General features: G+C 49.6%; 13 protein-coding genes, 17 tRNA genes and 3 rRNA genes. 4 read left to right on the forward strand and 29 right to left on the reverse strand.

Features of this window, described 5'->3' with window-relative positions; all coding sequences use genetic code 11:
- Positions 1–22 precede the first annotated feature (22 nt).
- Positions 23–928, forward strand: coding sequence for an N-acetylmuramic acid 6-phosphate etherase (gene murQ / locus ACX9NY_RS21825; protein WP_472475049.1), 906 nt, complete (start codon positions 23–25; stop codon positions 926–928).
- 150 nt (positions 929–1,078) lie between these two features.
- On the opposite strand, the gene ACX9NY_RS21830 is transcribed toward murQ, so the two are convergent.
- From ACX9NY_RS21830 to ACX9NY_RS21850, 5 genes are all read right to left on the reverse strand, one after another.
- Positions 1,079–1,918, reverse strand: coding sequence for a MurR/RpiR family transcriptional regulator (locus ACX9NY_RS21830; protein ID WP_472479380.1), 840 nt, complete (start codon positions 1,916–1,918; stop codon positions 1,079–1,081).
- A 126-nt stretch (positions 1,919–2,044) separates the two neighbouring features.
- On the reverse strand, positions 2,045–3,274 hold the full coding sequence (locus ACX9NY_RS21835) for an anhydro-N-acetylmuramic acid kinase (RefSeq protein WP_472475051.1): 1,230 nt from the start codon (positions 3,272–3,274) through the stop codon (positions 2,045–2,047).
- 228 nt (positions 3,275–3,502) lie between these two features.
- Positions 3,503–4,165, reverse strand: a complete 663-nt coding sequence (locus tag ACX9NY_RS21840; protein WP_339239162.1) for a GAP family protein — start codon at positions 4,163–4,165, stop codon at positions 3,503–3,505.
- A complete protein-coding gene (locus tag ACX9NY_RS21845) occupies positions 4,155–4,916 on the reverse strand; it encodes a MerR family transcriptional regulator (protein WP_339239161.1) in 762 nt (253 codons plus the stop codon). Before ACX9NY_RS21845 ends, ACX9NY_RS21840 begins: the two co-directional genes overlap by 11 nt.
- Before the next feature lie 22 nt (positions 4,917–4,938).
- The gene (locus ACX9NY_RS21850) at positions 4,939–5,097 is read right to left on the reverse strand and encodes a hypothetical protein (protein WP_339239160.1); all 159 of its coding nucleotides are present in this window, start codon (positions 5,095–5,097) and stop codon (positions 4,939–4,941) included.
- Between the two features lie 167 nt (positions 5,098–5,264).
- Here ACX9NY_RS21850 and ACX9NY_RS21855 point away from each other — a divergent pair, with 167 nt between their 5' ends.
- Positions 5,265–5,930 (forward strand): DUF4097 family beta strand repeat-containing protein, encoded by a 666-nt coding sequence (locus ACX9NY_RS21855; RefSeq protein WP_472475054.1) that lies wholly within the window; start codon positions 5,265–5,267, stop codon positions 5,928–5,930.
- A 91-nt stretch (positions 5,931–6,021) separates the two neighbouring features.
- Here ACX9NY_RS21855 and ACX9NY_RS21860 read toward each other — a convergent pair whose 3' ends face one another.
- The 4 genes from ACX9NY_RS21860 to ACX9NY_RS21875 form a co-directional block, all read right to left on the reverse strand.
- Positions 6,022–7,656 carry an MBL fold metallo-hydrolase gene (locus ACX9NY_RS21860; RefSeq protein WP_472475056.1) on the reverse strand — a complete coding sequence of 545 codons (1,635 nt, stop codon included), beginning with the start codon at positions 7,654–7,656 and terminating at the stop codon, positions 6,022–6,024.
- A complete protein-coding gene (locus tag ACX9NY_RS21865) occupies positions 7,653–9,323 on the reverse strand; it encodes an ABC transporter permease (protein ID WP_472479382.1) in 1,671 nt (556 codons plus the stop codon). The genes ACX9NY_RS21860 and ACX9NY_RS21865 overlap by 4 nt, the downstream gene beginning before the upstream one ends.
- A gap of 135 nt (positions 9,324–9,458) precedes the next feature.
- Positions 9,459–10,532 (reverse strand): ABC transporter substrate-binding protein, encoded by a 1,074-nt coding sequence (locus ACX9NY_RS21870; protein ID WP_472475058.1) that lies wholly within the window; start codon positions 10,530–10,532, stop codon positions 9,459–9,461.
- A gap of 79 nt (positions 10,533–10,611) precedes the next feature.
- Positions 10,612–11,628 carry an ABC transporter ATP-binding protein gene (locus ACX9NY_RS21875; RefSeq protein ID WP_472475060.1) on the reverse strand — a complete coding sequence of 339 codons (1,017 nt, stop codon included), beginning with the start codon at positions 11,626–11,628 and terminating at the stop codon, positions 10,612–10,614.
- Between the two features lie 424 nt (positions 11,629–12,052).
- Here ACX9NY_RS21875 and ACX9NY_RS21880 point away from each other — a divergent pair, with 424 nt between their 5' ends.
- Together ACX9NY_RS21880 and ACX9NY_RS21885 are read left to right on the forward strand one after the other, a co-directional pair.
- Positions 12,053–12,979, forward strand: a complete 927-nt coding sequence (locus ACX9NY_RS21880; RefSeq protein ID WP_472475063.1) for a LysR family transcriptional regulator — start codon at positions 12,053–12,055, stop codon at positions 12,977–12,979.
- Between the two features lie 128 nt (positions 12,980–13,107).
- Complete coding sequence (locus tag ACX9NY_RS21885; protein WP_472475065.1) at positions 13,108–13,968, forward strand: hypothetical protein; 861 nt, start codon at positions 13,108–13,110, stop codon at positions 13,966–13,968.
- 203 nt (positions 13,969–14,171) lie between these two features.
- Here the strand turns inward: ACX9NY_RS21885 and ACX9NY_RS21890 are convergent.
- The 20 genes from ACX9NY_RS21890 to ACX9NY_RS21985 form a co-directional block, all read right to left on the reverse strand.
- Positions 14,172–14,242, reverse strand: a tRNA-Gly gene (locus tag ACX9NY_RS21890).
- 13 nt (positions 14,243–14,255) lie between these two features.
- Positions 14,256–14,329 (reverse strand) — tRNA-Pro (locus ACX9NY_RS21895).
- A gap of 16 nt (positions 14,330–14,345) precedes the next feature.
- A tRNA-Arg gene (locus ACX9NY_RS21900) sits at positions 14,346–14,422 on the reverse strand.
- 5 nt (positions 14,423–14,427) lie between these two features.
- Positions 14,428–14,502: transfer RNA gene (locus ACX9NY_RS21905), tRNA-Gly, on the reverse strand.
- An 8-nt stretch (positions 14,503–14,510) separates the two neighbouring features.
- A tRNA-Leu gene (locus ACX9NY_RS21910) sits at positions 14,511–14,598 on the reverse strand.
- Positions 14,599–14,607: 9 nt separating this feature from the next.
- Positions 14,608–14,683: transfer RNA gene (locus ACX9NY_RS21915), tRNA-Lys, on the reverse strand.
- Positions 14,684–14,695: 12 nt separating this feature from the next.
- Positions 14,696–14,770 (reverse strand) — tRNA-Gln (locus ACX9NY_RS21920).
- A 12-nt stretch (positions 14,771–14,782) separates the two neighbouring features.
- Positions 14,783–14,858, reverse strand: a tRNA-His gene (locus tag ACX9NY_RS21925).
- A 97-nt stretch (positions 14,859–14,955) separates the two neighbouring features.
- Positions 14,956–15,031: transfer RNA gene (locus tag ACX9NY_RS21930), tRNA-Thr, on the reverse strand.
- A gap of 22 nt (positions 15,032–15,053) precedes the next feature.
- Positions 15,054–15,131, reverse strand: a tRNA-Asp gene (locus tag ACX9NY_RS21935).
- Between the two features lie 25 nt (positions 15,132–15,156).
- Positions 15,157–15,230, reverse strand: a tRNA-Met gene (locus tag ACX9NY_RS21940).
- 17 nt (positions 15,231–15,247) lie between these two features.
- Positions 15,248–15,323, reverse strand: a tRNA-Val gene (locus ACX9NY_RS21945).
- A gap of 7 nt (positions 15,324–15,330) precedes the next feature.
- Positions 15,331–15,402: transfer RNA gene (locus ACX9NY_RS21950), tRNA-Glu, on the reverse strand.
- A 17-nt stretch (positions 15,403–15,419) separates the two neighbouring features.
- Positions 15,420–15,511: transfer RNA gene (locus ACX9NY_RS21955), tRNA-Ser, on the reverse strand.
- Between the two features lie 3 nt (positions 15,512–15,514).
- Positions 15,515–15,590: transfer RNA gene (locus ACX9NY_RS21960), tRNA-Asn, on the reverse strand.
- Between the two features lies 1 nt (position 15,591).
- Positions 15,592–15,667: transfer RNA gene (locus ACX9NY_RS21965), tRNA-Ala, on the reverse strand.
- A 32-nt stretch (positions 15,668–15,699) separates the two neighbouring features.
- A tRNA-Ile gene (locus ACX9NY_RS21970) sits at positions 15,700–15,773 on the reverse strand.
- Between the two features lie 59 nt (positions 15,774–15,832).
- Positions 15,833–15,949, reverse strand: a 5S ribosomal RNA gene (rrf, locus tag ACX9NY_RS21975).
- Between the two features lie 76 nt (positions 15,950–16,025).
- Positions 16,026–18,952, reverse strand: a 23S ribosomal RNA gene (locus ACX9NY_RS21980).
- 342 nt (positions 18,953–19,294) lie between these two features.
- Positions 19,295–20,846 (reverse strand): 16S ribosomal RNA (locus ACX9NY_RS21985).
- The 16S, 23S and 5S rRNA genes sit together here with 17 tRNA genes alongside, the layout of an rRNA operon.
- Positions 20,847–20,855: the final 9 nt, after the last annotated feature.

A 20,855-nucleotide genomic window follows, 5' to 3' on the forward strand; every position in this document is an offset into this window, starting at 1 on the left:
AAGAGAGAAGGAGGCCGTACAGATGAATCACATGCTGAACTCATTAGTAACGGAACAACCCAATCCACTAACGGATCATATAGATGAATTGCCATCGGCAGAAATTATGGAACTGATCAATAAGGAAGATCAACGGATTGCAGAGCTTATCCAGCCCCTGATTCCGGTCATTGCCCAAGCGGCGGATCGGATCTTGGAGGCCTTTCAGTCTGGCGGCAGGCTATTCTATGTAGGTGCAGGCACCAGTGGACGATTGGGGATACTTGATGCTTCGGAATGTCCGCCTACCTACGGAACCCCTCCCTCCATGGTGCAGGGTATTATTGCAGGGGGATTCCGGGCAGTGAAGGACCCCGTTGAAGGTGCTGAAGATAGTGAGGAATTGGGAGCGGCGGACCTTGATGAACATGGATTAGACAAAAACGATGTCGTGGTTGGCATTGCAGCCAGTGGGCGAACGCCGTATGTGCTGGGTGCGATGAGACACGCCAGGGAGATCGGAGCTACGGTGATCAGCCTGAGTAACAACGCAGGTACGCCGATGACCCTTTTGGCTGATGTGAGCATCGAGGCCGTTGTCGGCCCGGAGGTTGTCATGGGATCAACACGTATGAAGGCAGGCAGCGCCCAGAAAATGATACTGAATATGCTCACCACTACTGCCATGATTCGTCTGGGCAAAGTTTACCGTAATTTCATGGTCGATCTGAATCCTTCGAACGAAAAGCTTGTCCATCGGGCCAAACGCATGATCCATCTGGCAACCGGAGCGAATGAGGCAGATATTGAACAGGCCTTTGCCGGTGCAGACGGTCATGTAAAAACGGCAATCGTCATGCTGATGGCTGGTGTGGACGCCGTGGAAGCACAGCGAAGACTGGATCTGGCTGACGGATTTGTCCGCAGCGCCATTGTCGGTCCTTCCTGAACCAAGCAGGGCGCATCGTCCTTGAAGTTGAAAGAGCCTGACATCAGTCTGGGCTCTTTTTGGGCTTTTTTTATACGAAAAGCAATATCATTCGCGTCAAAAAATCCCCTCCTGTATGATAAACAGAAAGGGGATTCATGTGATTCTACTTCATTTATGCTCCAGAATAGCCTGCCGGCTCTTCTCCAAATATTCCACCGACTGGTTGTAGTCGCGACTGGCAATCGCCAGATACAAAATGTCGATCACGTTCAACTGGGCAATCCGTGACGATGTTGCTCCACTCCGAATATCACTTTCGGTGGACGTAATCATCAGAGGCACATCCGCCATACTGCTGAGTGTATTGCTGCCCCACTTGGTAATGCTGATTGTCGCTGCACCGCCTTCGTGAGCATGCTTCAGACAAGAGATTACATTCGATGTCTCTCCTGAATACGAGATACATACCACCGCGTCATCTTCGCGGAGCGTCGTTGCGGACGAAATCTGCATATGTGGATCGGCAAACGAAAAGCTTGTGCGATTGATTCGCATGAACTTGTAATGTGCATCCAGCGCAATCAGGTTCGAGGCCCCTACCCCATAGAAAAAAATCCGGTTTGCCCGATGAAGCACGTCCACAGCCTTTTCCACCAGACGTGGGTCCAGAATATGAACCGTATCCTTCACTGACTGAATATTATTTCCGGACACATGCTGAATAATGCTCTCCATGGAGTCCTGGGGACGAATCTCCGTATAATTATATTGCTCATCCGTCTGTAAATCTCCAGCAATCTTAAGCTTCAGTTCCTGGAAACCCGCTACCCCGAGCGATTTGCAGAGACGAATAATAGCTGCCGGGCTGCCCCCGCTACGTTCGGATAACTGTGCCACCGAGGACTGGACGGTTTCTTGTGGGTGATCGAGAATATAAGCTCCGATCTTCCGCTCCGATGGGGTCAGGTCATCCATTAATGCGCGTAAACGTACAAGTCCACCTTTCATGCTCTCCATTCGCTCCTCCTTTCCATACTGCATTCATGTACAAGCATTTTATCTTATAATTTCACTCGCGTCTAATTGAATTCCTTGTCCTTCCATAACTGAACTCCATTCGAAGGTCAGGTCTTACTAAAGTGTCAGGTTGCCTGAGATTACGGCATGTCTCGCGCCGGTTACTGCCGGGAGTGTATTGGTTCTGCCCATAAGTGCCTCATGGCCAAGTAAAGCAAATCCAATGGCTTCCCGAGCATCATCCGGTATGCCGTAATCTGCTGTTCGTTCCAAACGGATCTCCTTTGGAAGTCTATGACGGATCATCTCCATTAAGGTGGCATTTGAAGTGCCACCACCGCAGGCGAGCATGGCCGATATGTGCACTTTGGGCAGGATAAAATCTTTCACTGCACGTACGATAGTCTCTGCGGTCAGACAGGTGGCAGTAGCCAGCGTATCTTCCAGCGTTAAGGAACGTGCTGCGGCCATCTCCATCAGTCTCACTGCATACGCGGCGCCATATACTTCCCGCCCGGTACTTTTCGGCGGGAGTCGTTTGAAATACTCATCCTCCAAACACAGGTCTACCAGACCCTGATCGACCTTCCCCTGTGCGGCAATGCTTCCACTCGGATCATAATGCTGCCGCCCGTCCGTTGCCTGCCGCACAATGGCATCTATCACCATATTGCCCGGTCCCGTATCAAAAGCCGAAATACCTTCGGTAGATGACTCGCATGGAAGCACCGTTACATTTCCAATGCCGCCGATATTCTGCACTAGCCGCCCTTCCGTCGGACTGCGGAACATCAGAGCATCCGCATAAGGCGTAAGCGGAGCACCCTCCCCACCAGCCGCCATATCCCTTGCTCGCAGGTTGCCAATCACTGGCAGTCCTGTCCGTTCTCGAACGACAGCACATTCACCGATCTGCAATGTCGATACCACTTCAATACTTGCTCCCGATGGACCTGGAAACGCAGATGCTACAGGAGCATGCCATACCGTCTGTCCATGCATGCTAATCACATCCACCTGCTGCGTTGAGATACCGGCAGACTGCATCAATTCCGTAACACTATGCGCATACCACTCCGATACACCAAAATGCGCGGCTGTCAGCTCGTCGACACGAGCAGTCCCCGGTGAACATAACCGGATCAGTACGTCTCTTAATTCATTCGAATACGGCACACAGACGAAATCAACCAGCTCGATCTCCTGTAATGCACCGCTCATATCGGTTTGAATACGCACCAGCGCTGCATCCGTTCCGTCCAGAGATGTCCCTGACATTAGTCCGATGACCAGATGCTCCTGCTTCAAACGATACTTCTCCCACATCGGATAGCTGCCTGTATCCATCCATTTCCAACCTCCTGCAAGACCCGATGATCACGTCATCTGCCAACATTTTACCCAGTATATGATATAAAATTTCACAAGTCAAACTATATGTGAAATTAAATTACATACGATAAAGGTTAACCACTCTCTATGTATCTTTTCCTACGTTTTCCGATTTGTAGACAGATCGGCACGCCAAAACAGGCTCTCGCCCTCAGCGAAAACCTGTTCATTCGTCAGTAGACACTATATATAATCGAGCACACTAAAGATCAGAACCAGCCCTGCAATGCACATCATCCAGGAGAGAACTGACCCGGACTGTTCCTCCAGTTTTCTTTGCAGCTTTTCCACGATCCCCTGTATCCTGGAACCCAGCCATGTATGCAACACATAGATCACAAGGGGTGGCGTGATCATGATTAGATTATATCCAATAAGAATGAGTATCCATCCCGTTATTGGAAGTCCCTCCGTGATCATCAGACTTACCGCAGTATAATAGGGAAGAGCGGTTCCTGCTTCCAACAAAAATGTAGAGATGCCCATGACAAGTAATCCCTTGAACCCCGTGGAACGGGGAACTTGATATTTCTTTCTTCCACCTGCCTTCGGTTTGACCCAGAAACTCCCTGTAAAGAGTATTCCTCCTACGATCAAAAGGGCCCAGCTCACAACTTTATGTTGAAAAAATGACGTGAAGATTGCTTGTAACAGCTCCAATCCTACCATCAGTAAACCGCCCAGAACCAAGTATAAAAACATGACGGTCACTACGTAGATCATGAGCCGTGAGCCAAAACGCCGGTTCTCTTGAATCATTAAATATAACGTTACACCGATCAGCGCAGGACTTAATGTATCCAGTAGTGCAAGTCCCCCAATATAAAACAGTAATTCAGCCTTCATGAGTAGGTCCACTCTTGTCCATAAAAATATCATAAGCCGCTTCCATATAATTGAGCAGTTCTGGCTCCAACGGATAAAATCCAAGCTCATTGGATGCTTGAGTAGATTTTCTGGCATCCCACAGTTTATCCAAAAAAGCGTCTTCTCCCCCAAATTGTTCCTGCTGCTTCTCCAGCATACGACGAATTACATTCTGGACTTTATCGTCATTAGGGGCATTATTCATCTGACTTTTCAACTGGCCAATCAGTGCAATCCATTCCAGAGAATCGGGATCATTACCTTGCATGCGGGGCAGTTTCTCCCATAATTCCAGCTCATCATGGCTAAAGCTGTTTTCTTTATATGATCGTAGCCTGTCCATATTTGGCTTGGAGAGCTGAATCAGCTTCTCAAGCGTATCTTGCTTATTACCTTGCTCCATTATAAGGCTGTTTAACATTTCTCTCAGAGATGAGGCCATAGAATTCAACCGCTGTTGTTCTTCTATAATATAGGAAAGTTGATTCCTTAGAGACTGTTCCCAATTCCATGACTCATCGGTGAGCATCTCCCGAATTTCTTTTAGCGAGTAGCCCATATTTTTGAAAAATTGAATCTGCTGTAGCTTCTTTAAATCGTCTTCTACATATAATCTGTGCCCCCCTTCCGTTTTGGAGGAAGGACTTAAGAGGTCGATCGAGTCGTAATATCGTAATGTTCTCACTGTCATTCCCGTTCTGTGCGCGAGTTCATGAATATGAATATACAATGCGTTATACACCTCCTACAGCTCATATATCATTTTTCTTTTTCCCGTCTATCATCGTATATTTCAACAGATAGCCTACCCCCAGCCCAATTAACACACCTGGAAATACATGATTCATGATTAGTCCTATACCTGCCCCGATAATAACGCAACTATATATGAGAATATCTTCCGTTTTCATGATTATTACCCTCCTTTGCCCTATATAACTGAATTCGTGACCATTATACATAATGACGTTACGTCAACTTCAACCCCTATTTTTTCGGAAAACACCTTGATCCTGACGTTACGTCATCATATAACATGAAGTCATACAAAATTCAAATTCATACCGGAGGTGATCTGATGACAAAAGTTATTTCCTTATGCTTCTGTCTGCTCTTTGTTTTAACATCCTGTAGCTTATCCAGTAGCGCCATTACCGACACACAAAAGGCATCCCTGAATTCCATTGACCTCATCTCAATAGATAATGGGAGTACTCCAATAACCGTGGAGACTGTACCCGATATTACCTCTCTGGAAGTATCAAGTAACGCATATGATCATAAACCCGTTTTTAATATGGTCCGCGGACACAGAGACGTAAGGATCTCTGCAAGTAAACATATGGTTCGGATCTTTAATCTGGCGAACACACCTGTAATCACGGTTAGAGTCCCACTTCATTATGAAGGTGATCTGCGTATTAACAGTTCATCCGGAAAAGTCCAGATCAACCATATCCAATCCAACTTGTGGGTTGACGGGACTAGTGGCTCGATTGACATAAATGCGGACCGTATTCTCTCCAACATTCACCTTGTTTCAACGAGCGGTAATATAACACTGAACGTAATGGAAGAAAATCCGAATGTGAACTGGACCATGGAATCTCGAAGTGGAAGACGTTCTCACTCCCTCGACTTGCAGCAGATTAGTGATAACAAACACACCTCCAAAGGCACTACAGGGCAAGGGAAATATCAAGTCCATATCCGCACCAAATCAGGTAATATATCGATTCAATAAGACATGTCTATCTTGCAATACATTTCAATTGAAAAGACAAAAAGAGGCGCACAAAGGCGCCTCGGATGTACTAAAATCAGATGTGCAACTATTAAAAGAATAACTCATCTCCCGGAGACAACGCATGGATATCAGCTTCCGCAGATGAACCTTCAACAAGCAAACCTTGTCTCAACCGTTCCGTCTCCGCAAGGTCAGTATGCACAAGCACGGTATGCCGTGCCGATATCCGGCCCAACATCTGCTCCACATCCCTCCAACCCTGATGAACTTTGTAACGCAATTTCCTAACTTCACATTTGCCATACTCTTCTGGATTTCTCAATAACTCATCGGCAAAAGTTCCGGCGGCAACATGCCCGGTGAGCAGAATCAGATTTTTCTCATCCGATGCCCATTTCTCATAGTACCAACGTGCAAGCGAGGACTGCATCATGCCGTCCGGCACAAACCATAGGGAAGCATGATGTTGTTCCAGCAACTGCAGACGCTCTTCTTCGGTAGATGTCTTTGCCCAACCTTCTCCGCTCAGAAAATGATCGATGCTGTCCGCAGGCGAAACTTCCCCAATCCGCTCTTCCGTCCTGAGCCAATAGGGAACACGATGTAACTGTGTCATCCCATCCACCAGTTTCTGTTCCACTATCATGGGGATGTCCTGAAAACATTGCTGCGCCCACAGAATAATCTCCTGGCCGCGGCCCACCGCAGGCATAGGCAATAAAACCTTGCCACCCCGAGCAAGCGTACTGCTGATCGCGCTCTCCAGTTGTTGCAGTTTATCGACCTGCGTATCCTGGTCTGTACCATAGGCAGCATCCACGATCGCCAGATCAAGCTTAACCTGGGATGAGTCAGGCATGGATACCATGGCTTCTATACTTTCTCTCCTGTGCATTTGTTCGGTAAGGATGTTGCTGTGTAACAATGCAGATGAGCCTAGTGCTGTCTCTGATCCGGTAGATCCTGTAGCAGCAAGGGTCTGAGCATATGCTGATTGATCAACCAGTATCTTTCCCATAGCTTGACCAAGTACCATTTCGCTGACCTGTTCGCTGTTCGCATCCGTTTTTACATTGGGCGCGTTGAAGTTGGACATATCCTGAAGGCTTTGAACCGGAGCAGGGACAACCCCTACGCGGCTATCGCGATTCAGGTCTGCCCACCGGAATCCGTCAGCCACATCATCATCCTGTAGAAGCATGGACTCCGACGTATAATCACCGGAGTACAGAATCCGCTTGCCCTCCATCTCCAGACCGAACCAGACCGAACCCGCCAGATGCCCGCTACGCCCCCAGACTGCCGCCACCCCAGGTATGATTTCAAACCAATGGCCCCGGTCTGCTTCGTTTTCCAGAAACCTGTATCGAATACGCTGCTCATCAGCTTTATCATATGGTATTACATGTCCTGCACGTTCCATGCTGCTGCGCCATGCCCGAAAATACGTACCCAACTGCTCCTTCGTCTCCCTTGTCGTCCACACTTCACCCTGGTAGCCCATCTTATACAGCAGTGGGATGGCGACGGAATGATCTTCATGGGCGTGAGACAAGAGGACCGCGTCCAGTTGTGGTACAATCTCCGGATCAATCAGCGGATACTGGCCCGTGCCTTCTTTTTTGACACCACAATCCAGCAAAAGGTGGAACCGGCTCCCGTTCAGGAGATAGGCGGAACGTCCATGTTCCCCTGCACCGCCCCATACGTTCAGTTTGATCATGATGCATTCCACTTTCTCTTTGAATTCAGCAGTTCAATTCCAAGCAGCATCAGCACCGTCATGCCTACAGTCACAACGGCCATCGCCATTCCGAGCGACACTTGACCTTGTTCAAACTGGGCAAAAATATACGTCGCCGACGTCTGCATGGACGGCGGGAGAATCAACAACGAACCTACCAGCTCTCGGGTAGCAATCGTAAAGGTCATCATCCAGCCCGCCAGCATGCCGGGCAGAATCAATGGGATCAGGATTCGCCGCAGAATATACAGCGGCTTCCCGCCAAACACTTGCCCAGCCTGGAACAATGTTCCGTCAATCTGGGTAAAGCTCGATTTTACATACTGCACGGTGTAAGGCAAGAAGAGAACGACGTACGTGAGAACAACCATGCCATAGGTGTTATACAACGTGACTGGCATCCAGGGTGAGTTCCAGAAGAGAATCAGACCCACTACCATCACGATACCCGGCACCGTATTAGGCAACAGACTGAACAAGTCAATCACACGCTGCATGAATGAAGATGATCTGCCGATCGCGAGCGCAAAACCCGTACCAATAACAACAGCAACGGTTGAAGCCGCGAGGGATAGACCGAGACTGTTCCCGATGGCCTTCATACTCACTGATCCCCAAGATAAGAGCTCTTTGTAATGATCCAAGGTGAGATTATCAAAAGCAATTCCCGATCCCCGCAGCTTCATGGTCGAAGCGGCAATGATGGAGAAATACGGAATACCTACCGACAGGATCAACAGGATCGCAAGATACACCCCGCACAACCATCCGGCTCCGCCGCGTAGAGAATATCGCTTCGAACGTTGCCCTTTGCCACCAACCAGACGATACGTGAACTTCCGACTCATGGCAGACTGCATATACCACATCACCAGACAGACGGACAGCAGCACCGATGCGAGTGAAGTCGCCTTGCCGAAATCAATCGGCCAACTGGAGATGTACTTATGAATTTCGGAGGTCATGACATAATAGCCAATCTTGCGCCCGAAGGTTGCCGGTGTACCGAATTCCGCAATCGTTTTGACAAAGACCAGCATGATCCCCATGCCGTAGGACGACAACAACAAGGGTAAAATAATGCGTCTGAAACGGTACCCTGCACGTGCACCGTGCACGGCTCCCGCTTCTTCCAGATTGCCGCCGATGCGAATCAATGCATCCCGAAGCAGCAAGTACAGGAAGGGGAACAGGTGCAAGCTCATGATGAGCACCATACCCCAGAAGCTGAAGAACATTTCACTCCAATTTGCAGAAGAGGGTATCCACTGCTGGAGGTATCCCCCTTTTTGCATAAACAGAATCCATCCCATGGAGCCGATATACGGCGGAGTCATGAATGGAATCATCAGGATGACATCGACCCAGCGATGCTCGCCCATCCGGGTCTTTGCCATCATCCAGGCCAGCGGCAGCGCTAGCAGCGTGGTTACCGCCACAACGCAGATGCCAAGCCAGACGGAATTCAGCAGTACACCCGACAGATGATGTCCTGTAATCGTGCGAATCGGGGCCATCCAGTCCCATTGTCCGTCCACATACACACTTTGCCAGAAGATCAGCAAGAGCGGGACGCCAATACTTATGGTCAGCAGAAAGAGGGCCAGAATCACGCCCACTCTCCGAAAAATACGGTTGTTGTCCATTCCAACAAGTTTCACTATGTTCACCTCACATGACTTTCCACAGACAGCAGGTATGATTTAGACGAATAGAATGAAGTATTTCGATCTATACCTTGCTTATTGAAAGACGTTCTTTGGATTTATGCAAAAGTACTCTTATTTAAACGTCTCGGAAAAACGCGCTGCTGTCTCTTCGCCATGTTCGCTCATCCAGTTCCAATCCACTTTAAGTTGTGGGATATCCTTCACATTGGCACGGTTAGTCGCTTCAATATCTTCGCGGCCCGGGATTAGATAAGCATCTGTAACAAGCTTCTGTGCTTCGTCAGACAACAAGTAGTCGATGAACGCTTTGGCATTCTCTACATTCGGACTGGATTTTAGAATTGCTGCCGGTCTTGGGCTGATTACCGTGCCTTCTTCCGGATATACGATATCCAGTGGTTCACCTTTTGCCTTGGAGGAATACGCCATGTAGTCCACACCTGCGGCTACGATGCTTTTGGCACCTGTAATAACGGGATCAAGTGCCTCCTGATTGGCTCCCGCCATCGCTACACCATTGGCTTTATAGGCACTGAGCAGGTCCCATCCTTTTTCACCATTCGCACTCAGGTATCCTGTGATGAAGTCGAGTGCTGAGCCTGATAATGTAGGGTCGGGAATGTTCACGGCATCTTTCCACGCAGGCGTAGCAAGATCTGCCCAACTTGTTGGCGGGGTAGATACCAGTTTGGTGTTATACACAATACCCAGTGCGGAAGCACTGCTGCTAAAATAGTTGCCTTCTGCATCCGACCAGTCCTTGTTCAGCTTGTCCGCATTGGCTGCTTCGGGGTAAGGCATCGTCAAACCATCGGCTTTCAAAGCCTGTGCTGAAGGCAAGGAGGCCAGGATTACAACGTCTGCTACCGGATTGGATTTCTCAGCTTCCATACGAGCCAGGATTTTGCCTGTTGTTCCCTGGAACATTTCAACTTCGATCCCTGTTTTGTCTGTAAATCCACTCACGATGTTATCGGCCAGTTTCTGTGGGCCAGCACTATACAATACCAACTTGCCACCAGCCGTTTTCGTTGTTTCCGCCGCCGCTGCTGTGTTTCCTTCACCCGCGGGTTGTGCCGCATTGCCTGTGGTTGTGTTACCCGTACTACATCCGAACAAACTGATACTCATTACCGCAGTTAATAACAGCATTGCACTCTTTTTCCGTGTTTTCATCCCCAACATATTCATCCATCTCCCCTGGTTTCCGATTAAGTTGTTCAATCTGTAGTGCTTTTGATTGCATTCACACATCAATTCATCCCTAATTAGCTGCTGCAATCACTTCACGGTGATTCACTGTTTCGACATCCTGTCCATCCATGCGGCATATCCGCTCGGGAGCAACATAGAGCTGAGCCTTCTCGCCTACGCGTACTCTCTGGTTCATATAGGCTGTCCATACGCCGAGCCCTTCCATCTGCACCCGCACTTCATAGCGTTCACCTACATAGCTGACGCTGAGTACAGTTCCCGGATAACACAGATCATCATGACCTGTTTTGTTCCAGGTGACATGCTCTGGACGCACCATCGATTGATTAGGCGTGAGCCAGTTGGACTTTCCGATAAACGAAGCGACATACGGATCACTTGGCGCCGAGTAGATCGTTTCCGGGCTTCCTTTTTGCAATATCCGCCCCTTCTGCATCACCACAATCTCATCCGACATCGACATTGCTTCAATCTGATCATGTGTGACGTACAGCGTAGTCAGTCCCATATCCCGTACTAAGGACATCATCTCAATCCGCATCTCTTCCCGAAGTACAGCATCCAGTGCACTTAGTGGCTCATCGAACAGGATCACACCAGGTCGGACGGCTACGGCTCTGGCAAAAGCAACCCGTTGCTGCTGTCCACCAGACAGCTGATGAGGATATCGATCTTCCATGCCTTGCAGGCGAACCATACCAAGGGCTTCGTTCACCTTTTGCCGCAGATCGGATTTCTGTTTTCCGGCCTTTAGGCCAAACGCTACGTTTTCATAGACGGTCATATGTGGCCATAATGCAAAATCCTGAAACACCATGCCCAGATTACGCTTGTGTGTTGGTATATCAATCCGCTTCGCCGCAGAGTAGATATACTCACCATCTGCACGTATCTCCCCCGCATCCGGCTGTTCCAGCCCGGCCAACATGCGGAGTAGTGTTGTTTTGCCACAGCCTGATGGGCCAAGCAGTGTCGTGAAATTGCCATGTTCAAGCGTTAGATCTGTCGGCAACAGTGCGGGTGTTTGATTGAATGATTTTTGAATTCCCGTTATCTCTAATTTCATAAGCATCCCTGCCTGTCTTCTGTTACTTGATCTCTTTTGTTACTTCATCTCTTGCACTGTTCTCAGTCTAACGTCCGCTTTCGCGAGTTGTATGTCTTGTATGTAAAATTGGAATTAACTTTTTAGATGAATTCTGTTGATGTTCATAGATTAAATCTATAGTAGGTGAACTAAATTAATTTTCATGTTTTCGCTTCGATTACAGCACCATCTTCCGATCGCTGTTATCCCCAGATTTCTTATACTCCCTTTTTAAAGGGAGAAATCCGGGGATAAAGGCGAAGCATATGCTTCCGAAGTAGCTTTCTTCCAGAAAGCTTTTGGCTTCGCTTCTTCAGATTGGTTCTGTACTCTCCGTCTTTATGAAAAACATTAGATCATCTTATATATTGGGGTTAGTAGAAGTGAGAGGAGTGTTGGGACATTGAATCTGATCAAACTGCAAATTGTTGAGCTGATCGATAAGCATCATCACATGACAAGCGTGGCAGAGTTACTGGGGATCAAACAACCAACCGTTACATTTCATATGAAGTCATTGGAGGAAGAGATGGGCGTGCGATTATTCGAATCGCGCAGTGGGAAGACCTTTCTAACCGAGGCCGGACAAGCCCTGCTCCACTATTCCGTCAAAATCAATGCCCTGACCCAAGAGGCAAGGCGGGTAGTAAAAGAATATGACAGTCTATATCGGGGCACTCTGCACATTGGGGCAAGCTATGTACCAGCTACATATCTGCTGCCCGCTATACTCAATACCTTTTCTCAAGAATTCCCTGGCATTCGTATCGTCTTATCCGTCAAACCATCACCCGTTATTCGCGAGATGTTAATTCGGCATCAGATTGATCTGGGGGTGATCTCTTCTGAGCCGTTTGTCGGACCCGCGCTGCAAGCTGAGACGTTATGTGAGGATGACTTGGTATTAATCTGCTCTCCACAGCATGGGTTGGCCCAGAAGGAACCATTGACGCCTGAGCATATTGCTCAGATCCCATTTGCCCTACATGGCAACGAATCCAGTACTCGGCGACTAACCAACCAATGGCTCGCGCAACATGACATTCGTTTGAGGAGTACGGTGGAGATGGATTCCCTGGAAGCCATCAAACAGCTTGTGTTAATTGGGGGGCATGTCTCGTTCATGTCACGAATGGCAGTACAGTGGGAGGAGCAGCACGGGCTCATTCAGGTTCTTCCCATTCCGGGAGAGCAGGCACCGCGCCATATATATACCGTACATAACAAGGACCGCCATCCTTCAGTTCAAGTAAATCGCTTCAAAGAAGTGCTGCGAGAGGTGAGCTACGGCTTCCCTGTTTCCATAGCGAATTCCCCTGATCCTCTATAAACTATCGTTTGCCATTCATCAAATCTATGCAGGCTTAACGCAATGTGCGCTCCCCGTTAATCGCGTTCAGATACTCGGACGATAAAGTGGGAGCTGTACGTTAATCCAGATTAGGAGAGTGATTGGTTTTGAAAAAGTGGAAAAAGGTATCTGCCTCATTCATGCTGAGCATCGTAACATTGGGAAGTGGATTGACGTTTCTGGGAGCCCCCCAGGCTTCAGCTGCTGCCAATGCTGTTCCTGCTTATGAAGTAAAGTTTCTAGCCAAGCCGGAACTCGTATTGAATACAGATGGGACACCACGCAGTGAAGTCATTCAGACCCTCGGCCTGAGTTCCACGCCAAGAAACATTAACGTAGAGTACTTTGACACCAATGCGCTCGGACTGGATGAGCAAGGATGGAATGTTCGTTTTCGCAAGAAGGATGATAAAAACAACTACGAACTGACCTACAAAAAACGATACCCTGTCATCAATGGTGATATCAACGCAGCGCTGACATTGGCTAACCAAGAAGGATTCGATAAATCGGATGATAATTACGAGGCTGAGATCGATTGGGGATATGGCAAACAAACACTAAGCTTCTCCAACACGAAAAAGGTCGATACCAATGCAACAGGTGTTCATCTTCCTACAGAGCAAGAAGCCTTGAACATGTTACTGGACAAGCTCCCTGGCAAATTGAAAAACTGGTCTGCCTCCAACTGGGGCAAGCAGCAGCTGACGCAATCCCGTGCATATGGCCCGATCACATTCCAACGTTATGAAGGTACATGGAATGGTCAAGAACTTACACTCGAAGTATGGCCGATCCGTAATGCAGCAGGTACAGGTACTGAAAATATCGTAGAGGTCTCTTTCAAAACCGATGATGCTGTAGCCGTATCGGGCCTGCGTACCCAACTGCTGCAATTGCTGGAGAACAACAACTGGCTAATTCCTGCCGATGGCTTGAAGACACAGACGATTCTTGAAAGATACTAATTATTCGTCATCGTACTAATGAAACATCGCAAGCTCCTCTTCCTGCGTTCATCGTAGAAAGCGGAGCTTTTGTCGTTCCTTGAATTAAGTGAATTAAGATACTTATACAGTAAGCTAATTTAGAGTTCACTAATTAAGAGTTTAAATGACTAATACAAAAAGAGCCCCTGCAATAAGCAAGAGCTCTTTCAATATATCTAGGAAGCGGGTGATGGGAATCGAACCCACGCTATTAGCTTGGAAGGCTAAAGTTCTACCATTGAACTACACCCGCATAATAAAAAAAATCGGGATGACACGATTTGAACATGCGACCCCCTGGTCCCAAACCAGGTGCTCTACCAAGCTGAGCTACATCCCGATACTTATGAAAATAATGGCGCGCCCTGAGAGATTCGAACTCCCGGCCTTTTGATTCGTAGTCAAACGCTCTATCCAGCTGAGCTAAGGGCGCAAATATGGAGCGGAAGACGGGAATCGAACCCGCGACCCTCGCCTTGGCAAGGCGATGCTCTACCGCTGAGCCACTTCCGCAAAACATATGGTGCGGTCGAGAGGACTCGAACCTCCACGGGGGGTTAGCCCACACGGACCTGAACCGTGCGCGTCTGCCAATTCCGCCACGACCGCAAAATATAATGGTGAGTCATGAAGGGCTCGAACCTTCGACACCCTGATTAAAAGTCAGGTGCTCTACCAACTGAGCTAATGACTCAAAATAATGAAATGGCTGGGGATATAGGATTTGAACCTATGCATGACGGAGTCAAAGTCCGTTGCCTTACCGCTTGGCTAATCCCCATTAAAAAAATCATGGGGCGATCGAGGGGAATTGAACCCCCGAATGCCGGATCCACAAACCGGTGCGTTAACCACTTCGCCACGATCGCCATAGAGTAAGCCATTCATCCACTAAGAGTATCTTAGTATTAACAACTGCATCTATAATATACATTCAATTACAAATTCAGATGTAAGTACTAAAAATGGTGCCGGCGAGAGGACTTGAACCCCCAACCTACTGATTACAAGTCAGTTGCTCTACCAGTTGAGCTACACCGGCATGGTGTATATTAAATTAAAAATGGCGGAACCGACGGGATTCGAACCCGCGATCTCCTGCGTGACAGGCAGGCATGTTAGGCCAACTACACCACGGTTCCATAATACTTTCTCAAGGAAAGTGAATTGCGGGGGCAGGATTTGAACCTGCGGCCTTCGGGTTATGAGCCCGACGAGCTACCGGGCTGCTCCACCCCGCGTCGTTAAAAAGATAATATGGTGGAGGCTGAGGGGATCGAACCCCCGACCCTCTGCTTGTAAGGCAGATGCTCTCCCAGCTGAGCTAAGCCTCCATCTATATGACCCGTAGGGGATTCGAACCCCTGTTACCTCCGTGAAAGGGAGGTGTCTTAACCCCTTGACCAACGGGCCTTGCTAAAAAAATTATCTGGCGGAGAGAGAGGGATTCGAACCCTCGAGACGCTTGTGACGCCTACACGATTTCCAATCGTGCTCCTTCGGCCAGCTCGGACACCTCTCCATATGGCTCCCCGAACAGGGCTCGAACCTGTGACAACTCGATTAACAGTCGAGTGCTCTACCAACTGAGCTATCAGGGAATGGTGGAGCCAAGCGGGATCGAACCGCTGACCTCCTGCTTGCAAGGCAGGCGCTCTCCCAGCTGAGCTATGGCCCCATACTCTGGTTTTTTTTGTTGTGGTCTTGCTATGGGCCCTGGTGGACTCGAACCACCGGCCTCACCCTTATCAGAGGTGCGCTCTAACCAACTGAGCTAAGGGCCCTAATATATATCCCTTATTCCTTGACAAGGGGGGCAAAAAAAATACCCCAAAGGGAAATCGCTTGGCGGCGTCCTACTCTCCCAGGACCCTGCGGTCCAAGTACCATCGGCGCTAGAGGGCTTAACGGTCGTGTTCGGGATGGGTACGTGTGGAACCCCTCCGCCATCGCCACCAAACGCGGTGCTTACATTTCAGAGTTCGTTCTCTGAAAACTAGATTCGAAACGAAACATGCGAACTATCACTTGCATATTTGGATAAGCCCTCGACCGATTAGTACTGGTCAGCTCCATGCATTGCTGCACTTCCACCCCCAGCCTATCTACCTCGTCGTCTTCAAGGGGTCTTACATACTGGGAAATCTCATCTTGAGGGGGGCTTCACGCTTAGATGCTTTCAGCGTTTATCCCGTCCGTACATAGCTACCCAGCGGTGCTCCTGGCGGAACAACTGGTACACCAGCGGTACGTCCATCCCGGTCCTCTCGTACTAAGGACAGCTCCTCTCAAATTTCCTACGCCCACGACAGATAGGGACCGAACTGTCTCACGACGTTCTGAACCCAGCTCGCGTACCGCTTTAATGGGCGAACAGCCCAACCCTTGGGACCTACTTCAGCCCCAGGATGCGATGAGCCGACATCGAGGTGCCAAACCTCCCCGTCGATGTGGACTCTTGGGGGAGATAAGCCTGTTATCCCCAGGGTAGCTTTTATCCGTTGAGCGATGGCCCTTCCATGCGGTACCACCGGATCACTAAGCCCGACTTTCGTCCCTGCTCGACTTGTAGGTCTCGCAGTCAAGCTCCCTTATGCCTTTGCACTCTTCGAATGATTTCCAACCATTCTGAGGGAACCTTTGGGCGCCTCCGTTACTCTTTAGGAGGCGACCGCCCCAGTCAAACTGCCCACCTGACACTGTCCCCGCACCGGATTACGGTACCAGGTTAGAACCTAGATACGATCAGGGTGGTATCCCAACGTTGCCTCCACACAAGCTGGCGCTCATGTCTCTCAGGCTCCCACCTATCCTGTACAGATCGTACCCAAATTCAATATCAAGCTGCAGTAAAGCTCCATGGGGTCTTTCCGTCTTGTCGCGGGTAACCTGCATCTTCACAGGTATTAAAATTTCACCGGATCTCTCGTTGAGACAGCGCCCAAGTCGTTACGCCATTCGTGCGGGTCAGAATTTACCTGACAAGGAATTTCGCTACCTTAGGACCGTTATAGTTACGGCCGCCGTTTACTGGGGCTTCGGTTCACAGCTTCGGATTGCTCCTAACCACTCCCCTTAACCTTCCAGCACCGGGCAGGCGTCAGCCCGTATACTTCGCCTTACGGCTTCGCACAGACCTGTGTTTTTGCTAAACAGTCGCTTGGGCCTTTTCACTGCGGCCCCCTCGTGCTATTCACACTACCGGGGCACCCCTTCTCCCGAAGTTACGGGGTCATTTTGCCGAGTTCCTTAACGAGAGTTCTTCCGCGCGCCTTAGAATACTCTTCTCGCCTACCTGTGTCGGTTTGCGGTACGGGCACCTTCACCTGGCTAGAGGCTTTTCTTGGCAGTGTGAGATCATGACCTTCGCTACTATAATTTTCGCTCCCCATCACAGCTCAGCCTTAATGATGTGCGGATTTGCCTACACATCAGCCTCACTGCTTAGACGGACATCCATCAGTCCGCGTCACTACCCTACTGCGTCCCCCCATTGCTCATAACGGCTTACGGTGGTACAGGAATTTCGACCTGTTGTCCTTCGACTACGCCTTTCGGCCTCGCCTTAGGTCCCGACTTACCCTGAGCGGACGAGCCTTCCTCAGGAACCCTTAGGCTTTCGGCGGATCAGATTCTCACTGATCTTTTCGTTACTCATACCGGCATTCTCACTTGTATAATGTCCAGCGCTCCTTACGGTACACCTTCAACCCTTATACAACGCTCCCCTACCCCTGATGCAAGCATCAAGCCATAGCTTCGGTGGTGTGTTTAGCCCCGTTACATTTTCGGCGCAGAGTCACTCGACCAGTGAGCTATTACGCACTCTTTCAATGGTGGCTGCTTCTAAGCCAACATCCTGGTTGTCTGTGCAACTCCACATCCTTTCCCACTTAACACACACTTGGGGACCTTAGCTGATGGTCTGGGCTGTTTCCCTTTTGACAATGGATCTTAGCACTCACTGTCTGACTCCCGGAACTAAGTCTATGGCATTCGGAGTTTGACTGAGCTTGGTAACCCTTGCGGGCCCCGCACCCAATCAGTGCTCTACCTCCACGACTCTGTTTTCCGAGGCTAGCCCTAAAGCTATTTCGGGGAGAACCAGCTATCTCCGAGTTCGATTGGAATTTCTCCGCTACCCCCACCTCATCCCCGCACTTTTCAACGTGCGTGGGTTCGGGCCTCCAGTGCGTGTTACCGCACCTTCACCCTGGACAGGGGTAGATCACCCGGTTTCGGGTCTACGTCCACGTACTATGTCGCCCTATTCAGACTCGCTTTCGCTGCGGCTCCGGCTCTTCACCTTAACCTTGCACGGGAACGTAACTCGCCGGTTCATTCTACAAAAGGCACGCCATCACCCCTAAAACGGGCTCTGACTTTTTGTAAGCACACGGTTTCAGGTTCTATTTCACTCCCCTTCCGGGGTGCTTTTCACCTTTCCCTCACGGTACTGCTTCACTATCGGTCGCTAGGAAGTATTTAGCCTTGGCAGATGGTCCTGCCGGATTCATACGGGGTTTCACGTGCCCCGCACTACTCGGGATCCGTCTCGGAGGGAACAGACTTTCAATTACAGGGCTTTTACCTTCTTTGGCGGGCCTTTCCAGACCTCTTCGCTTAACCGGTTCCTTTGTAACTCCATGTGAGACGTCCCACAACCCCAAAGAGCAAGCTCTCTGGTTTGGGCTTCTCCGCGTTCGCTCGCCGCTACTGACGGAATCACTATTGTTTTCTCTTCCTCAGGGTACTTAGATGTTTCAGTTCCCCTGGTATGCCTCACACTAACCTATGTATTCAGTTAGGTGTAACTGGAAATTACCCCAGCTTGGGTTTCCCCATTCGGACACCCCCGGATCAAAGCTTGCTTACAGCTCCCCGAGGCAGTTTCGTTGTTCGCCACGTCCTTCATCGGCTCCTAGCGCCTAGGCATCCTCCGTGTGCTCTTAGTAGCTTAACCATATCGTTTGTGTTCGAGCTGTCACTCCGCTTGTTTTGGACTGCGTCCAAAGCCAAAAGTCGTTCCATTTCGATCACTCGCTCATGCAATCTACCGTTTTTATTGAAACTTGTTATACACAAGTTCAGCTAAAAAGGAATGTTCTAATTCGCATTTACTTTCGTTTCGATATCTAGTTTTCAAAGAACAAGCTCCATGCAAAAGCAAGCTGTTTGAGAGTTTGAGCTCTCAAAACTGAGCAACGAGTGAGTTAAAAGCTTTACGAAGTAAAGCTCGCTTCGGAAGCATGCTTCCTGAAGACTTGTATTTGAATGTTTCCACGCAGGAAACGATTCTCCATAGAAAGGAGGTGATCCAGCCGCACCTTCCGATACGGCTACCTTGTTACGACTTCACCCCAATCATCTATCCCACCTTCGGCGGCTGGCTCCTTGCGGTTACCCCACCGACTTCGGGTGTTATAAACTCTCGTGGTGTGACGGGCGGTGTGTACAAGACCCGGGAACGTATTCACCGCGGCATGCTGATCCGCGATTACTAGCAATTCCGACTTCATGCAGGCGAGTTGCAGCCTGCAATCCGAACTGAGACCGGCTTTTTAGGATTCGTTCCACCTCGCGGCTTCACAGCCCGTTGTACCGGCCATTGTAGTACGTGTGTAGCCCAGGTCATAAGGGGCATGATGATTTGACGTCATCCCCACCTTCCTCCGGTTTGTCACCGGCAGTCACCTTAGAGTGCCCATCCGAAATGCTGGCAACTAAGATCAAGGGTTGCGCTCGTTGCGGGACTTAACCCAACATCTCACGACACGAGCTGACGACAACCATGCACCACCTGTCTCCTCTGTCCCGAAGGAAAGATACATCTCTGCATCGATCAGAGGGATGTCAAGACCTGGTAAGGTTCTTCGCGTTGCTTCGAATTAAACCACATACTCCACTGCTTGTGCGGGTCCCCGTCAATTCCTTTGAGTTTCAGTCTTGCGACCGTACTCCCCAGGCGGAGTGCTTAATGTGTTAACTTCGGCACCAAGGGTATCGAAACCCCTAACACCTAGCACTCATCGTTTACGGCGTGGACTACCAGGGTATCTAATCCTGTTTGCTCCCCACGCTTTCGCGCCTCAGCGTCAGTTACAGCCCAGAGAGTCGCCTTCGCCACTGGTGTTCCTCCACATATCTACGCATTTCACCGCTACACGTGGAATTCCACTCTCCTCTTCTGCACTCAAGTCACCCAGTTTCCAGTGCGATCCGGGGTTGAGCCCCGGGATTAAACACCAGACTTAAATGACCGCCTGCGCGCGCTTTACGCCCAATAATTCCGGACAACGCTTGCCCCCTACGTATTACCGCGGCTGCTGGCACGTAGTTAGCCGGGGCTTTCTTCTCAGGTACCGTCACCTTGAGAGCAGTTACTCTCCCAAGCGTTCTTCCCTGGCAACAGAGCTTTACGATCCGAAAACCTTCATCACTCACGCGGCATTGCTCCGTCAGGCTTTCGCCCATTGCGGAAGATTCCCTACTGCTGCCTCCCGTAGGAGTCTGGGCCGTGTCTCAGTCCCAGTGTGGCCGATCACCCTCTCAGGTCGGCTACGCATCGTCGCCTTGGTGAGCCGTTACCCCACCAACTAGCTAATGCGCCGCAGGCCCATCCCCAAGTGACAGATTGCTCCGTCTTTCCAGTTTCCTTCAGGCGAAGGAAACAACTATTCGGTATTAGCTACCGTTTCCGGTAGTTGTCCCAAACTTGAGGGCAGGTTGCCTACGTGTTACTCACCCGTCCGCCGCTAAGTCTCAAAGAAGCAAGCTTCTTATCAACTCCGCTCGACTTGCATGTATTAGGCATGCCGCCAGCGTTCGTCCTGAGCCAGGATCAAACTCTCCAATAAAGTATTGAA

The sequence above is a fragment of the Paenibacillus sp. CB74 genome (assembly GCF_055687625.1).

Excerpts from the sequence above, each read along its gene's own strand:
- murQ (WP_472475049.1), top strand. The coding sequence starts at position 23 with ATGAATCACATGCTGAACTCATTAGTAACGGAACAACCCAATCCACTA.
- ACX9NY_RS21830 (WP_472479380.1), bottom strand. The coding sequence starts at position 1,918 with ATGAAAGGTGGACTTGTACGTTTACGCGCATTAATGGATGACCTGACC.
- ACX9NY_RS21835 (WP_472475051.1), bottom strand. The coding sequence starts at position 3,274 with ATGGATACAGGCAGCTATCCGATGTGGGAGAAGTATCGTTTGAAGCAG.
- ACX9NY_RS21840 (WP_339239162.1), bottom strand. The coding sequence starts at position 4,165 with ATGAAGGCTGAATTACTGTTTTATATTGGGGGACTTGCACTACTGGAT.
- ACX9NY_RS21850 (WP_339239160.1), bottom strand. The coding sequence starts at position 5,097 with ATGAAAACGGAAGATATTCTCATATATAGTTGCGTTATTATCGGGGCA.
- ACX9NY_RS21855 (WP_472475054.1), top strand. The coding sequence starts at position 5,265 with ATGACAAAAGTTATTTCCTTATGCTTCTGTCTGCTCTTTGTTTTAACA.
- ACX9NY_RS21860 (WP_472475056.1), bottom strand. The coding sequence starts at position 7,656 with ATGATCAAACTGAACGTATGGGGCGGTGCAGGGGAACATGGACGTTCC.
- ACX9NY_RS21865 (WP_472479382.1), bottom strand. The coding sequence starts at position 9,323 with ATGGACAACAACCGTATTTTTCGGAGAGTGGGCGTGATTCTGGCCCTC.
- ACX9NY_RS21870 (WP_472475058.1), bottom strand. The coding sequence starts at position 10,532 with ATGTTGGGGATGAAAACACGGAAAAAGAGTGCAATGCTGTTATTAACT.
- ACX9NY_RS21875 (WP_472475060.1), bottom strand. The coding sequence starts at position 11,628 with ATGAAATTAGAGATAACGGGAATTCAAAAATCATTCAATCAAACACCC.